This window comes from Caballeronia choica (assembly GCF_001544535.1).
GTDB classification, from domain to species: Bacteria; Pseudomonadota; Gammaproteobacteria; order Burkholderiales; family Burkholderiaceae; genus Caballeronia; species Caballeronia choica.
Genome location: NZ_FCON02000071.1, coordinates 1 through 15,375, shown reverse-complemented (window position 1 = coordinate 15,375; position 15,375 = coordinate 1). Strand labels below are relative to the sequence as shown.

The 15,375-nt window shown below is 65.4% G+C and carries 15 protein-coding genes; 1 reads left to right on the top strand and 14 read right to left on the bottom strand.

Features of this window, described 5'->3' with window-relative positions; all coding sequences use genetic code 11:
• Positions 1-465: 465 nt before the first annotated feature.
• Genes AWB68_RS26050 through AWB68_RS25985 form a run of 14 tightly spaced genes read right to left on the bottom strand, consistent with a single transcriptional unit; the run spans position 466 to position 13,685 of the window.
• On the bottom strand, positions 466-1,869 hold the full coding sequence (locus tag AWB68_RS26050) for an MFS transporter (RefSeq protein WP_087647227.1): 1,404 nt from the start codon (positions 1,867-1,869) through the stop codon (positions 466-468).
• A 27-nt stretch (positions 1,870-1,896) separates the two neighbouring features.
• Positions 1,897-3,126: an NAD(P)/FAD-dependent oxidoreductase gene (locus tag AWB68_RS26045; protein WP_087647226.1), complete on the bottom strand. Its 1,230-nt coding sequence runs from the start codon at positions 3,124-3,126 to the stop codon at positions 1,897-1,899.
• Entirely contained in the window at positions 3,119-4,084 is a 966-nt protein-coding gene (locus AWB68_RS26040) for a VOC family protein (protein WP_087647225.1), read from the bottom strand. Before AWB68_RS26040 ends, AWB68_RS26045 begins: the two co-directional genes overlap by 8 nt.
• Before the next feature lie 10 nt (positions 4,085-4,094).
• Positions 4,095-5,585, bottom strand: a complete 1,491-nt coding sequence (locus AWB68_RS26035; protein ID WP_087647224.1) for an aldehyde dehydrogenase — start codon at positions 5,583-5,585, stop codon at positions 4,095-4,097.
• A 33-nt stretch (positions 5,586-5,618) separates the two neighbouring features.
• Entirely contained in the window at positions 5,619-6,443 is an 825-nt protein-coding gene (locus AWB68_RS26030) for an aspartate dehydrogenase (RefSeq protein WP_087647223.1), read from the bottom strand.
• Entirely contained in the window at positions 6,436-8,103 is a 1,668-nt protein-coding gene (locus AWB68_RS26025) for a thiamine pyrophosphate-binding protein (RefSeq protein WP_087647222.1), read from the bottom strand. The genes AWB68_RS26030 and AWB68_RS26025 overlap by 8 nt, the downstream gene beginning before the upstream one ends.
• Positions 8,096-8,893, bottom strand: coding sequence for an SDR family oxidoreductase (locus AWB68_RS26020; protein ID WP_087647221.1), 798 nt, complete (start codon positions 8,891-8,893; stop codon positions 8,096-8,098). Before AWB68_RS26020 ends, AWB68_RS26025 begins: the two co-directional genes overlap by 8 nt.
• The gene (locus tag AWB68_RS26015; RefSeq protein ID WP_087647220.1) at positions 8,890-9,759 is read right to left on the bottom strand and encodes an IclR family transcriptional regulator; all 870 of its coding nucleotides are present in this window, start codon (positions 9,757-9,759) and stop codon (positions 8,890-8,892) included. Before AWB68_RS26015 ends, AWB68_RS26020 begins: the two co-directional genes overlap by 4 nt.
• Positions 9,760-10,632 carry an alpha/beta fold hydrolase gene (locus AWB68_RS26010; RefSeq protein ID WP_087647219.1) on the bottom strand — a complete coding sequence of 291 codons (873 nt, stop codon included), beginning with the start codon at positions 10,630-10,632 and terminating at the stop codon, positions 9,760-9,762.
• A 4-nt stretch (positions 10,633-10,636) separates the two neighbouring features.
• On the bottom strand, positions 10,637-11,164 hold the full coding sequence (locus tag AWB68_RS26005) for a cupin domain-containing protein (RefSeq protein WP_087647218.1): 528 nt from the start codon (positions 11,162-11,164) through the stop codon (positions 10,637-10,639).
• A gap of 28 nt (positions 11,165-11,192) precedes the next feature.
• Positions 11,193-11,948 (bottom strand): SDR family oxidoreductase, encoded by a 756-nt coding sequence (locus AWB68_RS26000; RefSeq protein WP_087647217.1) that lies wholly within the window; start codon positions 11,946-11,948, stop codon positions 11,193-11,195.
• On the bottom strand, positions 11,941-13,017 hold the full coding sequence (locus AWB68_RS25995) for a Rieske 2Fe-2S domain-containing protein (RefSeq protein WP_087647216.1): 1,077 nt from the start codon (positions 13,015-13,017) through the stop codon (positions 11,941-11,943). The genes AWB68_RS26000 and AWB68_RS25995 overlap by 8 nt, the downstream gene beginning before the upstream one ends.
• A gap of 37 nt (positions 13,018-13,054) precedes the next feature.
• On the bottom strand, positions 13,055-13,366 hold the full coding sequence (locus tag AWB68_RS25990) for a recombinase-like helix-turn-helix domain-containing protein (RefSeq protein WP_087647215.1): 312 nt from the start codon (positions 13,364-13,366) through the stop codon (positions 13,055-13,057).
• A 1-nt stretch (position 13,367) separates the two neighbouring features.
• Positions 13,368-13,685: a non-heme iron oxygenase ferredoxin subunit gene (locus AWB68_RS25985; RefSeq protein WP_087647214.1), complete on the bottom strand. Its 318-nt coding sequence runs from the start codon at positions 13,683-13,685 to the stop codon at positions 13,368-13,370.
• A gap of 481 nt (positions 13,686-14,166) precedes the next feature.
• Here AWB68_RS25985 and AWB68_RS25980 point away from each other — a divergent pair, with 481 nt between their 5' ends.
• On the top strand, positions 14,167-15,201 hold the full coding sequence (locus AWB68_RS25980; RefSeq protein WP_235028506.1) for a porin: 1,035 nt from the start codon (positions 14,167-14,169) through the stop codon (positions 15,199-15,201).
• The last annotated feature ends 174 nt before the right edge of the window (positions 15,202-15,375 follow it).

Genomic DNA, 15,375 nt, shown 5'->3' with positions numbered 1-15,375 from the left:
GACCAGCAATCATTCATCCGTCCTGGCACTTCGTGCCCGACGAAAGGTCTACCAGGCGGTGGTGAATTGAAGCATGCGGCAAGCATAAACATAGCGATCGCGATGGATTCCGCTTTTGCCTAACGGGTGAGCGCGTAGCGCGAGGCCGGATGAATGACTGCTGGTCCACTTCGTATAGCGGTGCGAATCCCGTGCCTCTTCTACATGCCAACAACGATGAAACCCCGCTAACGACACTCCCCCGGTTGGACCACTCCGACATAACGGGCTAGCGGCGTATGGCAAGCATTCGCGGTGGGAAGCTGCTTTCTTTGCTTACTTTCTTTGCAGCAGCAAAGAAAGTGAGTCCCGCCCCGGACAGGGGCAGAGCAAATAAACCAATAAGAAAACAAGTTCCATAGAAGCACAAGCGCATCAAACGGTGTAAACAACAACCCCACCCCCAAGCGCCAGCGACACCCCCCCTCAAGCCTCCAATTGCTCCAGCACCTTGCCCTTCGTCTCGATGCCGAGATAATGCACCGCGACCGCGGCCAGCATCGGCACAGCGGCGAGCGTGTAGAACGCCACGTCGAGATTGCCGCCGACCAGCGTCTTGCCCACCAGCGCCGGCGCGAAGATCGCCGCGACCTTGAGCCACGCGCCGCCGAGCCCGCAGCCGAACGCGCGGATGCTCGTCGGATAGAGCTCGGGCGTATAGACGTAGGCGGTAATGAAGCCACAAGCCATCAGTCCGAGCGCCAGTGCGCACAAACCCGCGACGACATACACCGACTGCGCATGGAACACGCCGGCCGCCGCGAGCGACAGGGCGCACAACACGAACGAAAGGTTGATGACGGGCTTGCGTCCCACCTTGTCGACGATGAGCGCACACGTCAGCGACCCGAGCACGCCGAGCACCGAAGCCGCCACGGCGAGATTCAGCGCGAGCTGCAACGGCGCGTGATAGACGGTCTTGTAGATCGTGGGAAGCCACGTCGAGAGGCCGTACTGGATCACGCCGCAGGTCATCCAGAGCAGCGCGACGGCAATCGTGCGCTTGATATAGGCGGGTCCGAACAGGTCGAGCATGCGGCGCTTCGGGTGACGATGCACCATCGCCTCGAATTCGCTGATGTTTGCAACGGGCGGCAGCGGTCCCTTGACGCTCGCCTCGAACTTGCTGAGCGCGCGGTCGGCATCGGCCATGCGCTCCTGCTCGCCGAGCCAGCGCGGCGATTCGGGCACGAGCGTGCGCAACAGGAAAAACAGCACGAGCGGCACGCCGCCGATCAGGTACATCGCTTCCCAGCCGAAGCGCGGCACGATCCACGCGCCCAGCGCATTCGATGCCAGGAGGCCGATCGGGAAGACGATCTCGTAGAGCAGCACGAAGCGCCCGCGTCCATGAGCGCGCGTGATCTCGTTGATGTAAGTCGCGGCCACCGGCAACTCGCCGCCAAGCCCGAGGCCCTGCACGATCCGCAGCGCGACGAACACGGCAAAACTCGGTGCGAAGCCACACGCGATGCTCGTCACGCCGATGATCCCGGAACTCCAGGCGATGGACCTCACGCGCCCATAGCGTTCGGCGAGCGACGGAAACAGGAACGCGCCGACGAGTTGCCCGATCGAACCCGAAGCAATCAGGAAGCCGACCTGCCCCGGCGTCAGCCCCCACTTCTGGATCAAGAGCGGCAGCGTGGCCGCGATGGTGATGACGTCGAAGCCGTCGAAGAAAGTCGCCGCGCCGATCAGAATCCGCGCGCGCACCTGCATCGCGTTAGCCGGGAGGCGTTCGATGCGGGCGATGATCGACCCCTTGGTCACCGTGCCCGAGACACTGGCGCCGCCCTGCCCCGCGATGGTGTTGCCGATAGTTCTCATGCCTGTTCCCTGTCCTGTGCCTGATGTTTATGCGAGCGCCTTGGCCGCATCGACGAGCGTCGCGGCGTCGACTGCACGCCCCTGGCTCATCCATTTGCGCGCGAGTTTCAGATCGCGCGGCGAGTTGATCGCGATGACGCCGCGGATCATGCCGTCATCGAGGAAGAAGAGCGTGGCGCGCCTCGCCTGCAGGTCGCCGCGCACGGCCGGTTCGGTGCCGGCCGGAATGTCGCCGAGAATCTGCAGGTTCACGTCGTACTGATCCGACCAGAACCACGGAATCTCCGCATACGGCACGCGCACGCCGATCAGCGCCTTGGCGGTTGCGATCGCCTGGTTCTGCGCGTTCGCCCACGATTCGAGCCGCACGCGGCGCTTGAGCCACGCGTTCGGATGATTCGCGACGTCGCCGCAAGCGAACACGAACGGATCGGCGGTGGCGCCGAATTCGTCGACGACGATGCCGTCGTTCACTTCGATGCCCGCCTGCTCCGCGATCGCCGTGTGCGGGGTGAGGCCGACGCCCGCGACGGCGAAGTCGGCGTCGAGCGTCGAGCCATCGGCGAAGGTCGCGCGCACGCCGTCTTCGTGATCGTCGAGCGAGACGAGCGATGCGCCAAGCCGAATGTCCACGCCGTTCGAGCGATGCAGGTCGAACAGGAAGTCCGAGACCGTTTGCGGCACCGAGCGTCCGCACAGGCGCGGCGCGCCTTCGACCACCGTCACGTCGACGCCCAGCTTGCGCGCCGTCGCCGCGACTTCGAGCCCGATCCAGCCGCCGCCGACCACCAGCACGCGGCGGCTTTGACGCAGCCGCGTGCCCAGCGTGACGGCATCGTCGAGCGTGCGCAGGTAAGTAAGATGCGAGGTCTTCACCAGCGACTCGGGCAGGCGCCGCGCGGCACCGCCGGTGGCGATCACGAGGCGGTCGTAGTGCACCTCGCGACCGCTCGCCGTGCGCACGAGGCGCGCTTCGCGGTCGATCGATGTCGCGCAGTCCGGCTGCCACGCTTCGACGTCGAGCGCGGCGAAGTCGTCGGTGCTGACGAGGCGCACGGTATCGATGTCGGCATCGCCGGAAAGCACGGCCTTCGACAGCGGCGGACGCTCGTAGGGCAGATGGATCTCATCGGCGATCATCACGAGACGGCCTTCGAAGCCTTCCTTGCGCAAGGTCTTCACGATCCAGCCCGCCGCCTGTCCGCCGCCGACGACGACGATCGTGCGCGGCGCGTCCTGAAGGATGTCATCAGCCATTTTTGCGCTCCGTCATGAACTTGCCTTCGGGTGCCTTCGCGTTCTTCTGGCGCCGCGTGTTGCCGTCGAGACCGCCGTCCACCGCCCATTCGGCGAACACGGTCGGGCCCGGCTCGAAGTCGCGCGGCTGCCAGTCGGGCGTGAGGATGTCCTCGTCCGCGTAGTACTCGATCAGCCCGCCCGCCGGATTCTGGAAATACCAGAAGTACGCCGACGAAACCGGATGCCGGCCCGGCCCGAGTTGCGTCGTCCAGCCGCAGCGGCTGATGTGCAGGCCGCCGCCGAATACTTCGTGGATGTCGCGCACGGTGAACGCGACGTGGTTCAGGCCGCGCTTGCCGTCGGGCAGTTGCAGCAGGAACAGGTCGTGATGGCCGCCGTGCGGCGCGCAGCGCATGAAGGCGCCGCGTCCCGGATAGCGGTCCGAGGTCTCGAAGCCGAGCAGCTCGTGATAGAACTTCTCCTGCTCCGCGACGCAGTTCGTAAAGAACACGACGTGGCCCACTTCGACCGGCTCGGCGCGCTCGTACACCGGGCTCGGCGTATCGATGCGCAGGCTCTGGCCCCACACGTTGGACGGCGAGCCCTTCACGTCGATGGCGCGCTTGCGGGTGACTTCCACGCGGATCGCCATGCCGTTCGGATCGATGCAGCCGACCGCCTCGTCGGTTTCGAAATGGCCCGGCTGGCCGGCGAAGCGTCCGCGCAAGGCGTCGAGTTCTTCACGGGTCGCCACGCCCCAGGTCACTTCGCGCAAGGTCGGTCCGGTCTCGAACGCGGGCGGCAGCGACGGGTCGTTCCCGTCGACGGCGAGGATCGTGCAGCCGTTCAGCGACTCGAAGCGCGCCCGCGTTTCGTCGTGCGAGACTTCCTTCAGGCCCCAGTCGGCGAAGAAGCGCCGGCAGGTGGCGAGGTCGGTCACGCCGTAGGTGATCTGTTCAATGCCAAGGATCGTCATATAAACCTCTTCAGTTCGCCCACGGCAGCGGCGCGTCGTTCAGGCCCCAGTACATGCTCTTCTGCTGCATGTACTCGCAGATGCCGAGACGCCCTTTCTCGCGGCCCATGCCGCTGTCCTTCCAGCCGCCGAAAGGCGTCGAAATCGAAAATTGCTTGTACGTGTTGATCCAGACCGTGCCCGTTTCGAGCGCGCGGCCGAGGCGCCATGCGCGCTTGTAGTCGGCCGTCCAGATGCCGGCGGCGAGGCCGAATACGCTGTCGTTGGCTTCTTTCAGCAGCGAGGCTTCGTCGTCGAAGGGCATGACGACCAGCACCGGCCCGAAAATCTCTTCCTGGCAAATGCGTGCGTCGTTGGTGAGGCCTTCGAGGATCGTCGGCAGATAGAAGAAGCCTTGCTCGCGGTTATCTCCGCTCGGGCGCTCGCCGCCGCACAGCAACTTGCCGCCCTCCTGCACACCGAGCGCGACATAGCGCTCGACCGATTCGCGATGCTGCCCCGTGATGAGCGGCCCCATCTGCGTGTCCTCGCGCGACGGGTCGCCGACGCGCAGCTTGCGCGAGCCATCGGCGAGACGCCTGACGAACTCGGCATAGACCGGACGCTGCACGAACAGGCGCGAACCCGCGATGCACGATTCCCCCGACGAGCTGAAGATGCCGTACAGCACGCCGTTCACCGCATGATCGAGGTCGGCATCGGCGAACACGATGGTCGGCGACTTGCCGCCGAGTTCGAGCGATACCGGCATCAGCTTGTCCGCCGCCAGACGCGCGATGCCGCGCCCGACTTCCGTGCCGCCCGTGAACGCGATCTTCTTCACGAGCGGATGGCGCACGAGCGCATCGCCGACGATCGAGCCCTTGCCCGGAAGCACGCTGATCACACCGGCCGGCACGCCCGCTTCCTCGCAGATGCGAGCAAGCGCAAGCGACGCGAGCGGCGTCACTTCGGCAGGCTTCAGCACGACCGCGTTGCCGGCGGCGAGCGCGGGCGCGAGCTTCTGCGCGTCGGAGGCGATCGGCGAATTCCACGGCGTGATCGCCGCGACGACGCCGAGCGGTTCATGCACGCTCATCGTCATGAAGTCGCCGCGCGAGGGCGTGAGCGATTCCTCGAAGGTCTCGACGCACGCCGCGAAATAGCGGAACGTGTTCGCGGCGCTGGTGACGAGCCCGCGCGTCTCGCTGATCGGCTTGCCGTTGTCGCGGCGCTGCAACTGCGCGAGCGCTTCATGCCGCACGTTGATCAGGTCGGCGATGCGATGCAGCACGGCCGCGCGCTGATGCGGCTTCAAACCCGCCCAGTTCGGCTTGCGCCACGCTGCATCGGCGGCTTCGACCGCATCGCGCGCATCGTCGGCGCTGGCTGCCGTGATCTCGGCGTTGATCGACTGGTCGGCGGGATACACGCTCGCGTACGGCGTGCCGCGGCCGGCGCGCCACTCGCCGCCGATGAAGATATCGCTCGACGCGATCAGACTGGATTCGGGTTGGTTCATCTCGTTCGTTCCTTGGGCTGTGCAGCCGGCTTTTCAAATCACGCAGCGTGCCGCGCGATTGCGCAGCGCACGGATCGCGCTGAACGCGGTCAGCGCGGAGGTCTTGGGGTTGTCGGGCAACGGCTTGCCGCTCATCTCCAGCGACATCTCGCCGAATGCGCCACGCGCGACGATCCGGTGCACGTTGCGCTCGACGGCCGGGTCCGCGATCAGGCGCACGATGGTGCCGTCGAGGCCGAGGCCCGCGAGCGCGATCGTCGCGGCCACGTTCGCGTTCTTCGGATAGAGCCGCGCCGCATCGCGCGCAGTGCCTTCGAAGATCACGCGTTCCTCGGTCAGCGCGCGCAGGTCGCAGAGTTCTTCGGCGGGCGTGCCGAGCCAGCCGGTCGGCGGCTTGCGGCCCGTGTACAGCACCGAGTCGAGGCCGCCGAATTTCGCGGCGGCGATCGCATCGACGCCGCCGATCGCGCCCGACAGCAGCGTGAGCGTCGCCGCGCCCTCGTCGGCCGCGTTCGAGAGCGCGTCGAGCAGGCTCACGTCGGAGAGCGCGCCGATCGACGCGACCGCGCAGTCCGTGCCCGACTTGAGCAGCGGCACGACGTGATCGAAGAGCGCGCTGTGCCCCGCGCATTCCAGCGCGAACTGCGGGTGGCTGGAGAGCGCATCGACCGTCGACACCACGTCCAGGTCCGCGCCGACCACCTCACGAACCTGAGCCGTGTAGCGCTCCGGCACGATCACATGCGAGACGTGCACCAGCGGATCGTCGGCGACCGCGCGATACACCGCCGAGCCGATCGCGCCGAAGCCGATCATCGCGACGTCGATCGCAGCGCGGGAACCGTGGGCGTTACGCATATTCCGGCTCCTTCGGCTCTTCCTTCTTGACGGGCGGGCCGGCAAACGCGGTCGCGAACGAACCGACCGACAGCATGTCCACTTCCACCAGCACCGGGCCGTCGATCGCGAGCCCTTCGCGGATAATGTCGTCGGCATGGTCGAGCGACGTGATGCGGCGGTGCGCCAAGCCGAAGCTTGCGCAGAATTGCGCGAAGTCCGGCTGATGCAACTCGACGAACATGCGGCGGCCGCCGTACTGCGCGTCCTGGATGTTGCGGATCACGCCGTAGCACTGGTCGTTCATCAGCACGATCATCACGTTGGCCTTTTCCTGCACGGCCGTGACGAGTTCGCCGACGTTCACCATCAAACCGCCGTCGCCGACGAGACACACCGTCTTCGCCGCCGACCCGGCCAGCGCCGCGCCGATCGCCATCTGCATGCCCTGCCCGATGCCGCCGCCGAGCGCATGGACGCCCGCACGCGGCGAGAACACTTTCAGCAGGCGGTTGCCCCACGTGCTGTTGGAGATCGTCACATCGCGCACCCAGTTGTAGTCGCGGCCCACCGCGCGTTGCAGCGAATCGACGAGGCGCTTGTACGGCCCGAGTCCCTTCGCCACATCGGCGACGGCGGTTTCGCGCGCCGCCGCGAGGTCGGCGGCGAACGTCGGATCGACCGCGAGGCGGCCTTCGAGACGCGTCGCGAGATCGTCGAGCACCGCTGCCGCATCGCCGTGCACGAAGAGTTCGTTGCGGTAGCCGCGGTTGTCGGCGAGCGCGTCGGCATCGATGCGATAGAGCGGCTGCGGCAGCGCGAGCTTGTACTTCAGCGTCTCGTTGCCGCGCAGACGCGAACCCACGACGACCAGCGCATCGCACGTCTTGTAGAAGCTCTCCACCGACGGATGCACGTTGAACGCGCCAAGCGTCGCCGGATGGTCTTCGGGCAGCACGCCGCGCCCCTGCACGCTCGTCACCACGCCGAAGCCGAGCGCGACCAGCCGCTCGACGGCCGAACGCGCGTGACGCGTACCGCCGCCGAGCCACAGCAACGGACGCTTCGCGCCCACGAGCGCCTTCGCAAGCTGCTCGACGCGGGCGTTGTCGTGGGTGAGCGTCGTGACGTGCGGGGCGGCGAGATCAGCGGGCCATTCGATTTGCGCGGCCTGGATGTCGATCGGAATCTCGACGCTCACCGGACCGCTCGGCGCGGCCTGCGCGACCCGCACGGCTTCGCGGATCGTCGGCAGCGCGGTATCCACCGAACGCACGCGGAACGCGGCCTTCGAAATCGACGACAGCATCGACAGTTGGTCGGGCGCTTCGTGGATATACGCGAGGTCCTGATCGAGGTATTCGGTTTCGATCTGTCCGGTGACGTGCAGCAGCGCGGTGCCGGCGGTCAGCGCCTCGACCATCGCACCGGCCGCGTTGCCGGCCGCCGTGCCGGTCGACGTGAACGCGACGCCGAGACCGCCCGACACGCGCGCCAGGCCGTCGGCCATGTTGAGCGCCCCGGCTTCGCCGCGCGCGCCGACGTAGCGGATGTTGCCGCGCCGGCCGATCGCATCGAGGATCGGCATGTTGTGGATCGAGATCACGCCGAACGCCGTGCGCACGCCGCATTGTTCGAGAAAAGCGGCGATCAGTTCGCCAACGGTGGTTGTGTCAGACATGTCGTGCTACGCCTCCAGAGACATCGATATGGCTACCGGTCGTGTACGACGACAGGTTCGTGGCCAGGTAAAAGAGCGCCTGCGCCGCTTCTTCGGGACGTCCGAAGCGGCCGAGCGGAATGTTTTTGTTGCGCGCGAGTTCGGCGGTCCAGTCTTCCCAGCTCTGGCCCGGTTGCGCCTGCGTTTCGAAACGGCGCCGCCATTGCCCTGACTCGACAATGCCGATCAGGATGGAATTCACGCGGATGCGCTCGGGCGCGAGTTCGCCCGCGAGCGACTTGACGAGACTCAGCGTGCCCGCCCGCGCCGACGAGGTCGCGACCATGTGCGGCTCCGGCTGCAACGCGAGCAGCGAATTCACGCACACGATCGACGGGGCCTTCGCCTCGCGCAGCATCGGCAGGAAGGCGCGGGTCGGGCGGATGATGCTGAAGTACTTCAGCTCCAGTTCCTCGCGCCAGGCTTCGTCGGCGGTGTCGGCGAAGGTCGAGACGCGGCCTTGTCCTGCGTTGTTCACCAGCATGTCGGTGCGTCCGAAACGGCTGGCGACCTGCGCGGCGAACGCGGCGACGTCGTCCGCTTCGAGCACGTCGCAGCACGCGGCGAGCAGGTCCGCTTCGGGAAACCGCGCCGTGAGCGACGCCTTCGCCGCTTCGAGCCGCTCCGCATTGCGCCCGCAAATCGCCACGGATGCGCCCGCCTGCAGGAAGAGTCCGGCCGTCGCGAGGCCGATGCCGGACGAGCCGCCCGTCACCACCGCCACCTGGCCTGTGAGATCGATCTGGATCATTGCAACCCCAATGACTTCATGTATTTGTTTTCCGCTGCGGGCCGGTAGTTCAGCCGCCGCGAAAGCTCGCTTGCCGCGTGGCGCACCTTGTCGACGAGACCGCTGTCGAACAGCGTCGCGCCGATTTCGGGACGCGGGATCGTCGTCGCGATGACGGCGACGATCCGTCCCGTGTCGTTGCGCACCGGCGCCGTGACGACCGAAATGCCGCGCTCGAACGACGACTGGCTGATCGCATAGCCGCGCTCGGCATCCTCCCTGACGCGTTCGTAAAGTTCCTCGACCGTCTCCGGCGTGAGCTTCGTGAAGCGTTCGAGCGACTTCTCCGGATACAGCGCGCGCAGTTCGTCGAGCGTCAGGTCGCCCATCAGCACATGGCCATGCGTCGTCGCATGGGCGGGCAGGCGCGTGCCGACGTTCACCTTCACCGAACTGAAGATCGGCGCAAGGCTCTGCGCCTTGGCGACGAATACGACATCGCGGCCATCGCGAATCAGGATGTGACTCGTGAGCCCGGTCGCATCGCGCAAGCCTTCGAGGATCGGCAAGCCGAGATCGGTCAGCTCCAGCGAACTCAGGTATTCGAAGCCGAGGCGCAGCACCGCGACGCCCAGCCGGTAGTTGCGGTCCTTGTCGGCGCGTTCTAGAAAGCCGAGCGATTCGAGCGTCTGCAACAGGCGAAACACCGTCGTGCGCGGAATCTTCAGGCGCTTCGACAATTCGGGCGCGCCCAGCACCGGTTCGCGCGGCGAGAACTCGGTCAGGATCTTCAGACCGCGTTCGAGGCCCGGCACCATGTAGTTCGTGTCGGCTTTTTCTGCATCGTCGGATGCCGTGCCGACGGGTTCTATCGTGTCGGGTGTCATTCAATTGCTCCGTGGTTCAGCGCCGGTCCTGCAGAACGCGTCGATCAGCGTCGTGTAGGCGGCGGGTGATTCGATGTAGCCCGCGTGGCCCGCGTTCGGGATCACCTGCAGGCTCACGCCCGCCGCTTGTGCGATGCGCTCGCACGCGGCCGGCGTCGTGATTGCGTCGGCGGCGCCGACCGCCACCGCGATGCGTCCGCGATAGCGTTTCAAATCCGCGGCGAGATCCGCGTTCGCGAGCAGATGCGTCGCCTGCGCGTAGCCTTGCGGCACGATGCGCGCCATGTTCCAGCGCACCCAGTCGCGTGCCGCGTCGCTCGCATGCGCCGAGAGCATGTTCGCGCTGCGCTGTTCGGCGAGACCTTGCGGGCCGAGTTCCGCGAGCATCGCAAGACGCGCGTCGCGTTTCGTCTCGCGCACTTCAGCCGATGCCGCGCCATATCCGCTCGCCGGTGACACCAGCAGCAGGCCCGCGACCCGCGACGCATGTTCCGCCGCGAACGCCCCGGCGACGATCGCGCCAAGCGAATGCCCGACCAGCACGCAGCGTTCGATATCGAGCGCGTCGAGCCAGTCGGCGAGCGCCGCCGCGTAGTCCGATGCAACCGGCGATGCCGGCGCGACCGGCGTCGATGCGCCGTAGCCCGGCGCATCCCATGCGAGCACACGCCGCGTCGCGCCGAGCGATTCGAGCTGCCGCACCCACGATGCCGCGCCCGACCCGATGCCATGCAGCAACACGACCGGCATCGCGTGCGGATGCGTTGCACCTGCCTCGCGATAACCGATGGTGCGTCGCGTCAGTTGCATGGTGTCGACGCGCGCCTCGGGAAACTGCGCGAGCGCGTCGGCGTGAGTGAGATGAGCGGACATGGGCTTAGCGCTTCAGCTTGGCAAGCGGCGAATCCGGCGGATAGGTCGGCGTGATCGGCTTCGGTGCGCCGAGCATCACGCACATCAGCGCGTCTTCCTCGCCGATGTTCACTTCCGTGCGATACACGCCCGGCGGCACCGAAATCAGGTCGCGCTCGCCGACGATCGTCTCCCACGATTCGCCGTCCTTCTCGCAGATCACCTTCATCTTTCCGCGAATCACGAAGAAGATCTCTTCGACGTCCATGTGGATGTGGCTCGGCCCGATGTTGCCGGCGGGAATGACCATCGTCGAGAACGTGAAGCCGCCGGCCGGGACCGTGTTCACGTCCTTCGCGACGCCCGTGCCGCCCGTGCCGACATAACGCATCTGCGCGCGGCGATACTTCGGGTCGTAGTCGGCCTGGAACTTCAGCGCGTCCCAGTCGTACTTGCGCGTTTCAAGCCGCGCGACGCGCGATTCCATCCACTGCGCGAAGCTCGCTTCCGCGGGCTGGTCCCACGAATTGCGTTCGATATCTGCATCCGCCATCGATCTCTCCTAGTCAGCTGTATACAAGTCAATTCATCACGAAGCCGCCGTTCACCGGCAGCAACTGGCCGGTCACGAAGCGCGCCGCATCGGACAACAGGAACAACACGGGGCCGTTCACGTCGTCGGGAACTTGCGCGCGGTTCAGCGCGCGGCCCTTCAGGTAATACTCGTGGCGCTCGGCCGGCACGTACGCGGTCGCCTCGACTTCGGTGAGGCCGGGGGCGATCGCGTTGACCGTCACGCCGTGCGCACCGAATTCTCGTGCGAGCGAACGCGTCATCGCGATCACGGCGCCCTTGCTCGCGACGTACGCGAGCAGCTTCGGCGCGCCCCACAACGCCGTGTCCGATGCGATGTTCACGATCGCGCCGCGCCCCGAGTCGCGCAGATACGGCAAGGCCGCCGTGCTCGCTAGCCAGGTGCCGCGCACGTTCACGTTCATCACGGCATCCCACGTCGCCGCCGACAGTTCATCGGCGGACTTGCCGCCCGAGTTCGTGATCGCGGCGTTGTTGATGAGGCCATCGAGTCCGCCGAGCTTGTCCGCGCACATCGCGACGCACGCCTTGACGCTCGCCGGATCGGCGAGGTCGAGCGGGACGAAATACGTGGTGTGGCCCGCTTCCTGAAGTGCTTCGGCGAGCGCGCGGCCTTCGGCTTCGAGCACGTCGCCGAACGCGACATGCGCACCCGCTTCGGCAAGCGATGTCACGAACGCCGCGCCGAGTCCGCGAGCGCCGCCGGTCACGAATACGCGCCGGCCTTTCAGCGCGTCATGCATGAGCCTGCCCCGATTGCGCGGCGGCTTGTTCCGCCCGGTGAGCGTCGAGGGCCGCGAGATGCGCCTGTCCACGCTGCTTCAACATGCGGCGCACGCGCGTCATGCCGACGTCGTGCTGATAGAGGAATTCGCGACTGCGCGCGTTGGGCGCCAGGCTTTCCAGGACGTAGCGGTCCTGTTCGAGCACGTCCCAGTGCAGTCCTTCCAGGCGATTGCGATACAGGAAGCGCCACGCGTCGCGCTGCCAGCCCGACACCTTGCGCGTGCGCCAGAAGTACACCTGGCAGTTGTCTTCATCGACGGGCGTGGCGAAGCCGATGATCCCGAAGTTGCCGCCCGGGCCGAACTTCTTCTTGTACGGGATCGCGAGGCGCATCCAGAGGCAGCCGGTTTCGCCGAGTTCGACCCAGTCAAAGTTCACGTCGCGCTGGCCGACCTTCTCGAACATCAGGCCGGTATCGGTCTTGCGCACGCGCATGTCGGCCTGCTTGTCGCCCTCGGCCATCGAATGCGACGTCGCGTGCAGATATGCGCCGTGCATCGGGTCCATCACGTTGTCGATCGCGTACTGGTAATTGCACTTCCAGTGCGACATGCAAAGGAAGCTCGCGTACTCGTCGCCGACGAGTTCTTCCGGCAGCACGAGCGGCGCCGGTTCCTTGTTCGCGTCGTCGCCGAACCAGAGGAAGATCGCGCCCGCGTGCTCTTCGACCGGATACGACTTCACGCATTTCTGTCCTTCGAGCGGACACGCGGACACGGCCGGCACCTTCTGCACGACACCGCCGCCATCCACTTCGACTCCGTGATACCAGCACGCGATGCTGCCGCCGAGATTCCATCCAAGCGAGAGACGCGCGCCGCGATGCGGGCAGCGGTCTTCGAGTGCGTGAACCTTGCCCTCCTGATCGCGCCAGAGAACGATCTGGTCGCCGAGCCGCGTGAGGCCGATCGGCGCATTGGCGACCTGCCAGCTCGGTGCCACGGGATACCAGTAATTGCGCAGGCCGCGATCGAGATACGCCTGGACCGGGTCGGCAGCAACAGTGTTTGTATTGGGGGACGTCATGAAGAAACTCCGGATACGTGTTCGTTGAATGCCGCCGTCATTCGGCCAGCGTGCGCAGTTCCGTGGCGAGCCGCTCAGCGGTCCACGCACTGCCCTCGGGCGTGCGAAAGCCCACGCGGTTCAAGCCTTCGACGACCTGATCGAGTTCCAGCGCGCCCGCCTCGAACACCTGTTCGAGCGCATCGCCGAAGTCGTTTTCGTATTGCGTCGGCTCGGCCTTGCGCGTCTGCCAGATGAAGTTGTCGGTCGCACCCGGCTTTTCGATGACGCCCTTCCCGGCGACGTTGTTCGGCTGCGGCGCAAGCCACGGCTTGAGGAAGGGATTGAAGTTCACGGCAATCTCTCGCATGTCATTCCACCTTGATCTGGATTTCTTCACCGGCCAGCCGGACCGAATACGTCTTCAGGTCGCGGCCGCCGGGCTCTTTCAAGCATTTGCCCGTCGGGATATGGAACACGGCCTCGTGCAGCGGACACTCGATCGTGTCGCCATCGACGAAACCCTGCGTCAGCAGCGCATAGGCATGCGGGCAGACGTTCTCTAGGGCGTACACCTCGTCGCCCACCTTGTAGATCCCGATTTCCACGCCGTCGTCGAGCTTGAATTCGATCGGAGCGTCTTCCGACAAGTCACCGGCATGTCCGGCGCAGCGCCATTGTTCAGACATCTTTCACCCTTCCTCTGGTTCGACTACGTTCCATCTACGGAACGCCAGTTTATGTATGGGCATTATAGAAGCGGTTTTTGCCGAAGAAAAACAAAAACTTGTGTGGTAGGTGAAAACACCGAGGGCGCGTCCTGAAAATGTGCTTCGCGAAGCCGCTTTTGGTCGCAATTGACATGCGCAGAGGGCCGCCCGGTAAGGCTTACAGCCATTTTTTGCGCCGCGCCAAGGCGCATTGATCAGTCGATTTCCCCTCTCAAAACGCTATTTTTTTCGGCGCGCAAACTCACTATACTTTCCATCAGCGGCACATCGAACCATATATGGAACAAACGGAACGATGTCTGCCGGACGCGGAGGCAGGCGGTCCATGCGAGGAAGAAAACAGCAGAAGAGCGGCGGGATCAGGTCCCGCTCATGTACCACACGGTTAGGAGAACAAAGGGTGAAGCACATCATCGCAGCCGGACTGATCGGGGCCGGCATGGCATCGGGCGCATGGGCGCAGAGCAGCGTGACGCTGTACGGCAGTCTGGATACCGGCATCGCGTATATCAACAACGCCGGCGGGCATCCGAAGTGGATCGAGGAACAGGGCAACATGCAGCCCGACCGCTGGGGCCTGAAGATTGTCGAGGACCTGGGCGGCGGACTGAAGACGGTCGCGCAACTGGAGAACGGCTTCTATACGAATACCGGCGCGTTCGCGAAAAGCGGGGTGCTGTGGAACCGGCAGGCGTACGTGGGCCTGAGCCATAACGACGTCGGCACGGTGACGTTCGGCCACCAGACGCCGTTCAGCTTCGACATGCTCGGCCCGCTCTCGACCGGATATCAGGCTGCGAGCTGGTACGCGTTCCACCCGGGCAACATCGACGCACTGGCCGACACGGGCGTCGTGCCTTACGACAACTCGGCCAAATTCCGCTCGGCGAGTTTCGGCGGCTTCACATTCGGCGCGATGATGGGACTCGGCAACACCACCGATTTCTCGTATGGCAAGTCGGTTGGCTTCGGCGTGACCTATGCGAATGGTCCGTTCAGCGCGGCCGCTAGCTATTCGAACGAGCACAACCGCACGCCGTCGATCGTGACGACCGGCATCACCACGTTCCAGGGCCAGCCCGCCGCGACCTATATGGCGGACAAGCTGCAGAACATGGGCGCCGGGGTGTCGTATGAGATCGGCAAGGTGCTCGTGCACGCACTGTATACGCGCGTGAAGCTGGAATCGAACGGGTTCTCGGACACGTACCAGTCGTGGGATGCCGGCGCGACCTACAAGATGATCCCGACCAACTGGATCGCGGGCGGCGCCGCGACCACGTCACTGGAGGGCAAGCGCTGGACGCAGTTCGAGATCGGTGACATCTATTTGCTGTCGAAGTCGACGCAGCTCTACGTGAACGCGCTTTACGAGCATGGTACGGGCGGTGCGAAGGGCGCGTTCTTCACGGCGGGCGTGTCGAGCACGGCGAACCAGGTGATCGTGCTTGCGGGTATTCATCACTCGTTTTGAGGGCGCTGGCGCTGGGGGGGGGGGGGGGGGGGGGGTTGAGGGTGTTTACACCGTTTGATGCACTCAGGCTTCTTTGGAACTTGCTTTGTCTTTGGTTTATTTGCTCTGCCCCTGTCCGGGGCGGGACTCACTTTCTTTGCTGCTGCAAAGAAAGTAAGCAAAGAAAGCAGCGGC

Excerpts from the sequence above, each read along its gene's own strand:
- AWB68_RS26050 (WP_087647227.1), bottom strand. The coding sequence starts at position 1,869 with ATGAGAACTATCGGCAACACCATCGCGGGGCAGGGCGGCGCCAGTGTC.
- AWB68_RS26045 (WP_087647226.1), bottom strand. The coding sequence starts at position 3,126 with ATGGCTGATGACATCCTTCAGGACGCGCCGCGCACGATCGTCGTCGTC.
- AWB68_RS26040 (WP_087647225.1), bottom strand. The coding sequence starts at position 4,084 with ATGACGATCCTTGGCATTGAACAGATCACCTACGGCGTGACCGACCTC.
- AWB68_RS26035 (WP_087647224.1), bottom strand. The coding sequence starts at position 5,585 with ATGAACCAACCCGAATCCAGTCTGATCGCGTCGAGCGATATCTTCATC.
- AWB68_RS26030 (WP_087647223.1), bottom strand. The coding sequence starts at position 6,443 with ATGCGTAACGCCCACGGTTCCCGCGCTGCGATCGACGTCGCGATGATC.
- AWB68_RS26025 (WP_087647222.1), bottom strand. The coding sequence starts at position 8,103 with ATGTCTGACACAACCACCGTTGGCGAACTGATCGCCGCTTTTCTCGAA.
- AWB68_RS26020 (WP_087647221.1), bottom strand. The coding sequence starts at position 8,893 with ATGATCCAGATCGATCTCACAGGCCAGGTGGCGGTGGTGACGGGCGGC.
- AWB68_RS26015 (WP_087647220.1), bottom strand. The coding sequence starts at position 9,759 with ATGACACCCGACACGATAGAACCCGTCGGCACGGCATCCGACGATGCA.
- AWB68_RS26010 (WP_087647219.1), bottom strand. The coding sequence starts at position 10,632 with ATGTCCGCTCATCTCACTCACGCCGACGCGCTCGCGCAGTTTCCCGAG.
- AWB68_RS26005 (WP_087647218.1), bottom strand. The coding sequence starts at position 11,164 with ATGGCGGATGCAGATATCGAACGCAATTCGTGGGACCAGCCCGCGGAA.
- AWB68_RS26000 (WP_087647217.1), bottom strand. The coding sequence starts at position 11,948 with ATGCATGACGCGCTGAAAGGCCGGCGCGTATTCGTGACCGGCGGCGCT.
- AWB68_RS25995 (WP_087647216.1), bottom strand. The coding sequence starts at position 13,017 with ATGACGTCCCCCAATACAAACACTGTTGCTGCCGACCCGGTCCAGGCG.
- AWB68_RS25990 (WP_087647215.1), bottom strand. The coding sequence starts at position 13,366 with ATGCGAGAGATTGCCGTGAACTTCAATCCCTTCCTCAAGCCGTGGCTT.
- AWB68_RS25985 (WP_087647214.1), bottom strand. The coding sequence starts at position 13,685 with ATGTCTGAACAATGGCGCTGCGCCGGACATGCCGGTGACTTGTCGGAA.
- AWB68_RS25980 (WP_235028506.1), top strand. The coding sequence starts at position 14,167 with ATGGCATCGGGCGCATGGGCGCAGAGCAGCGTGACGCTGTACGGCAGT.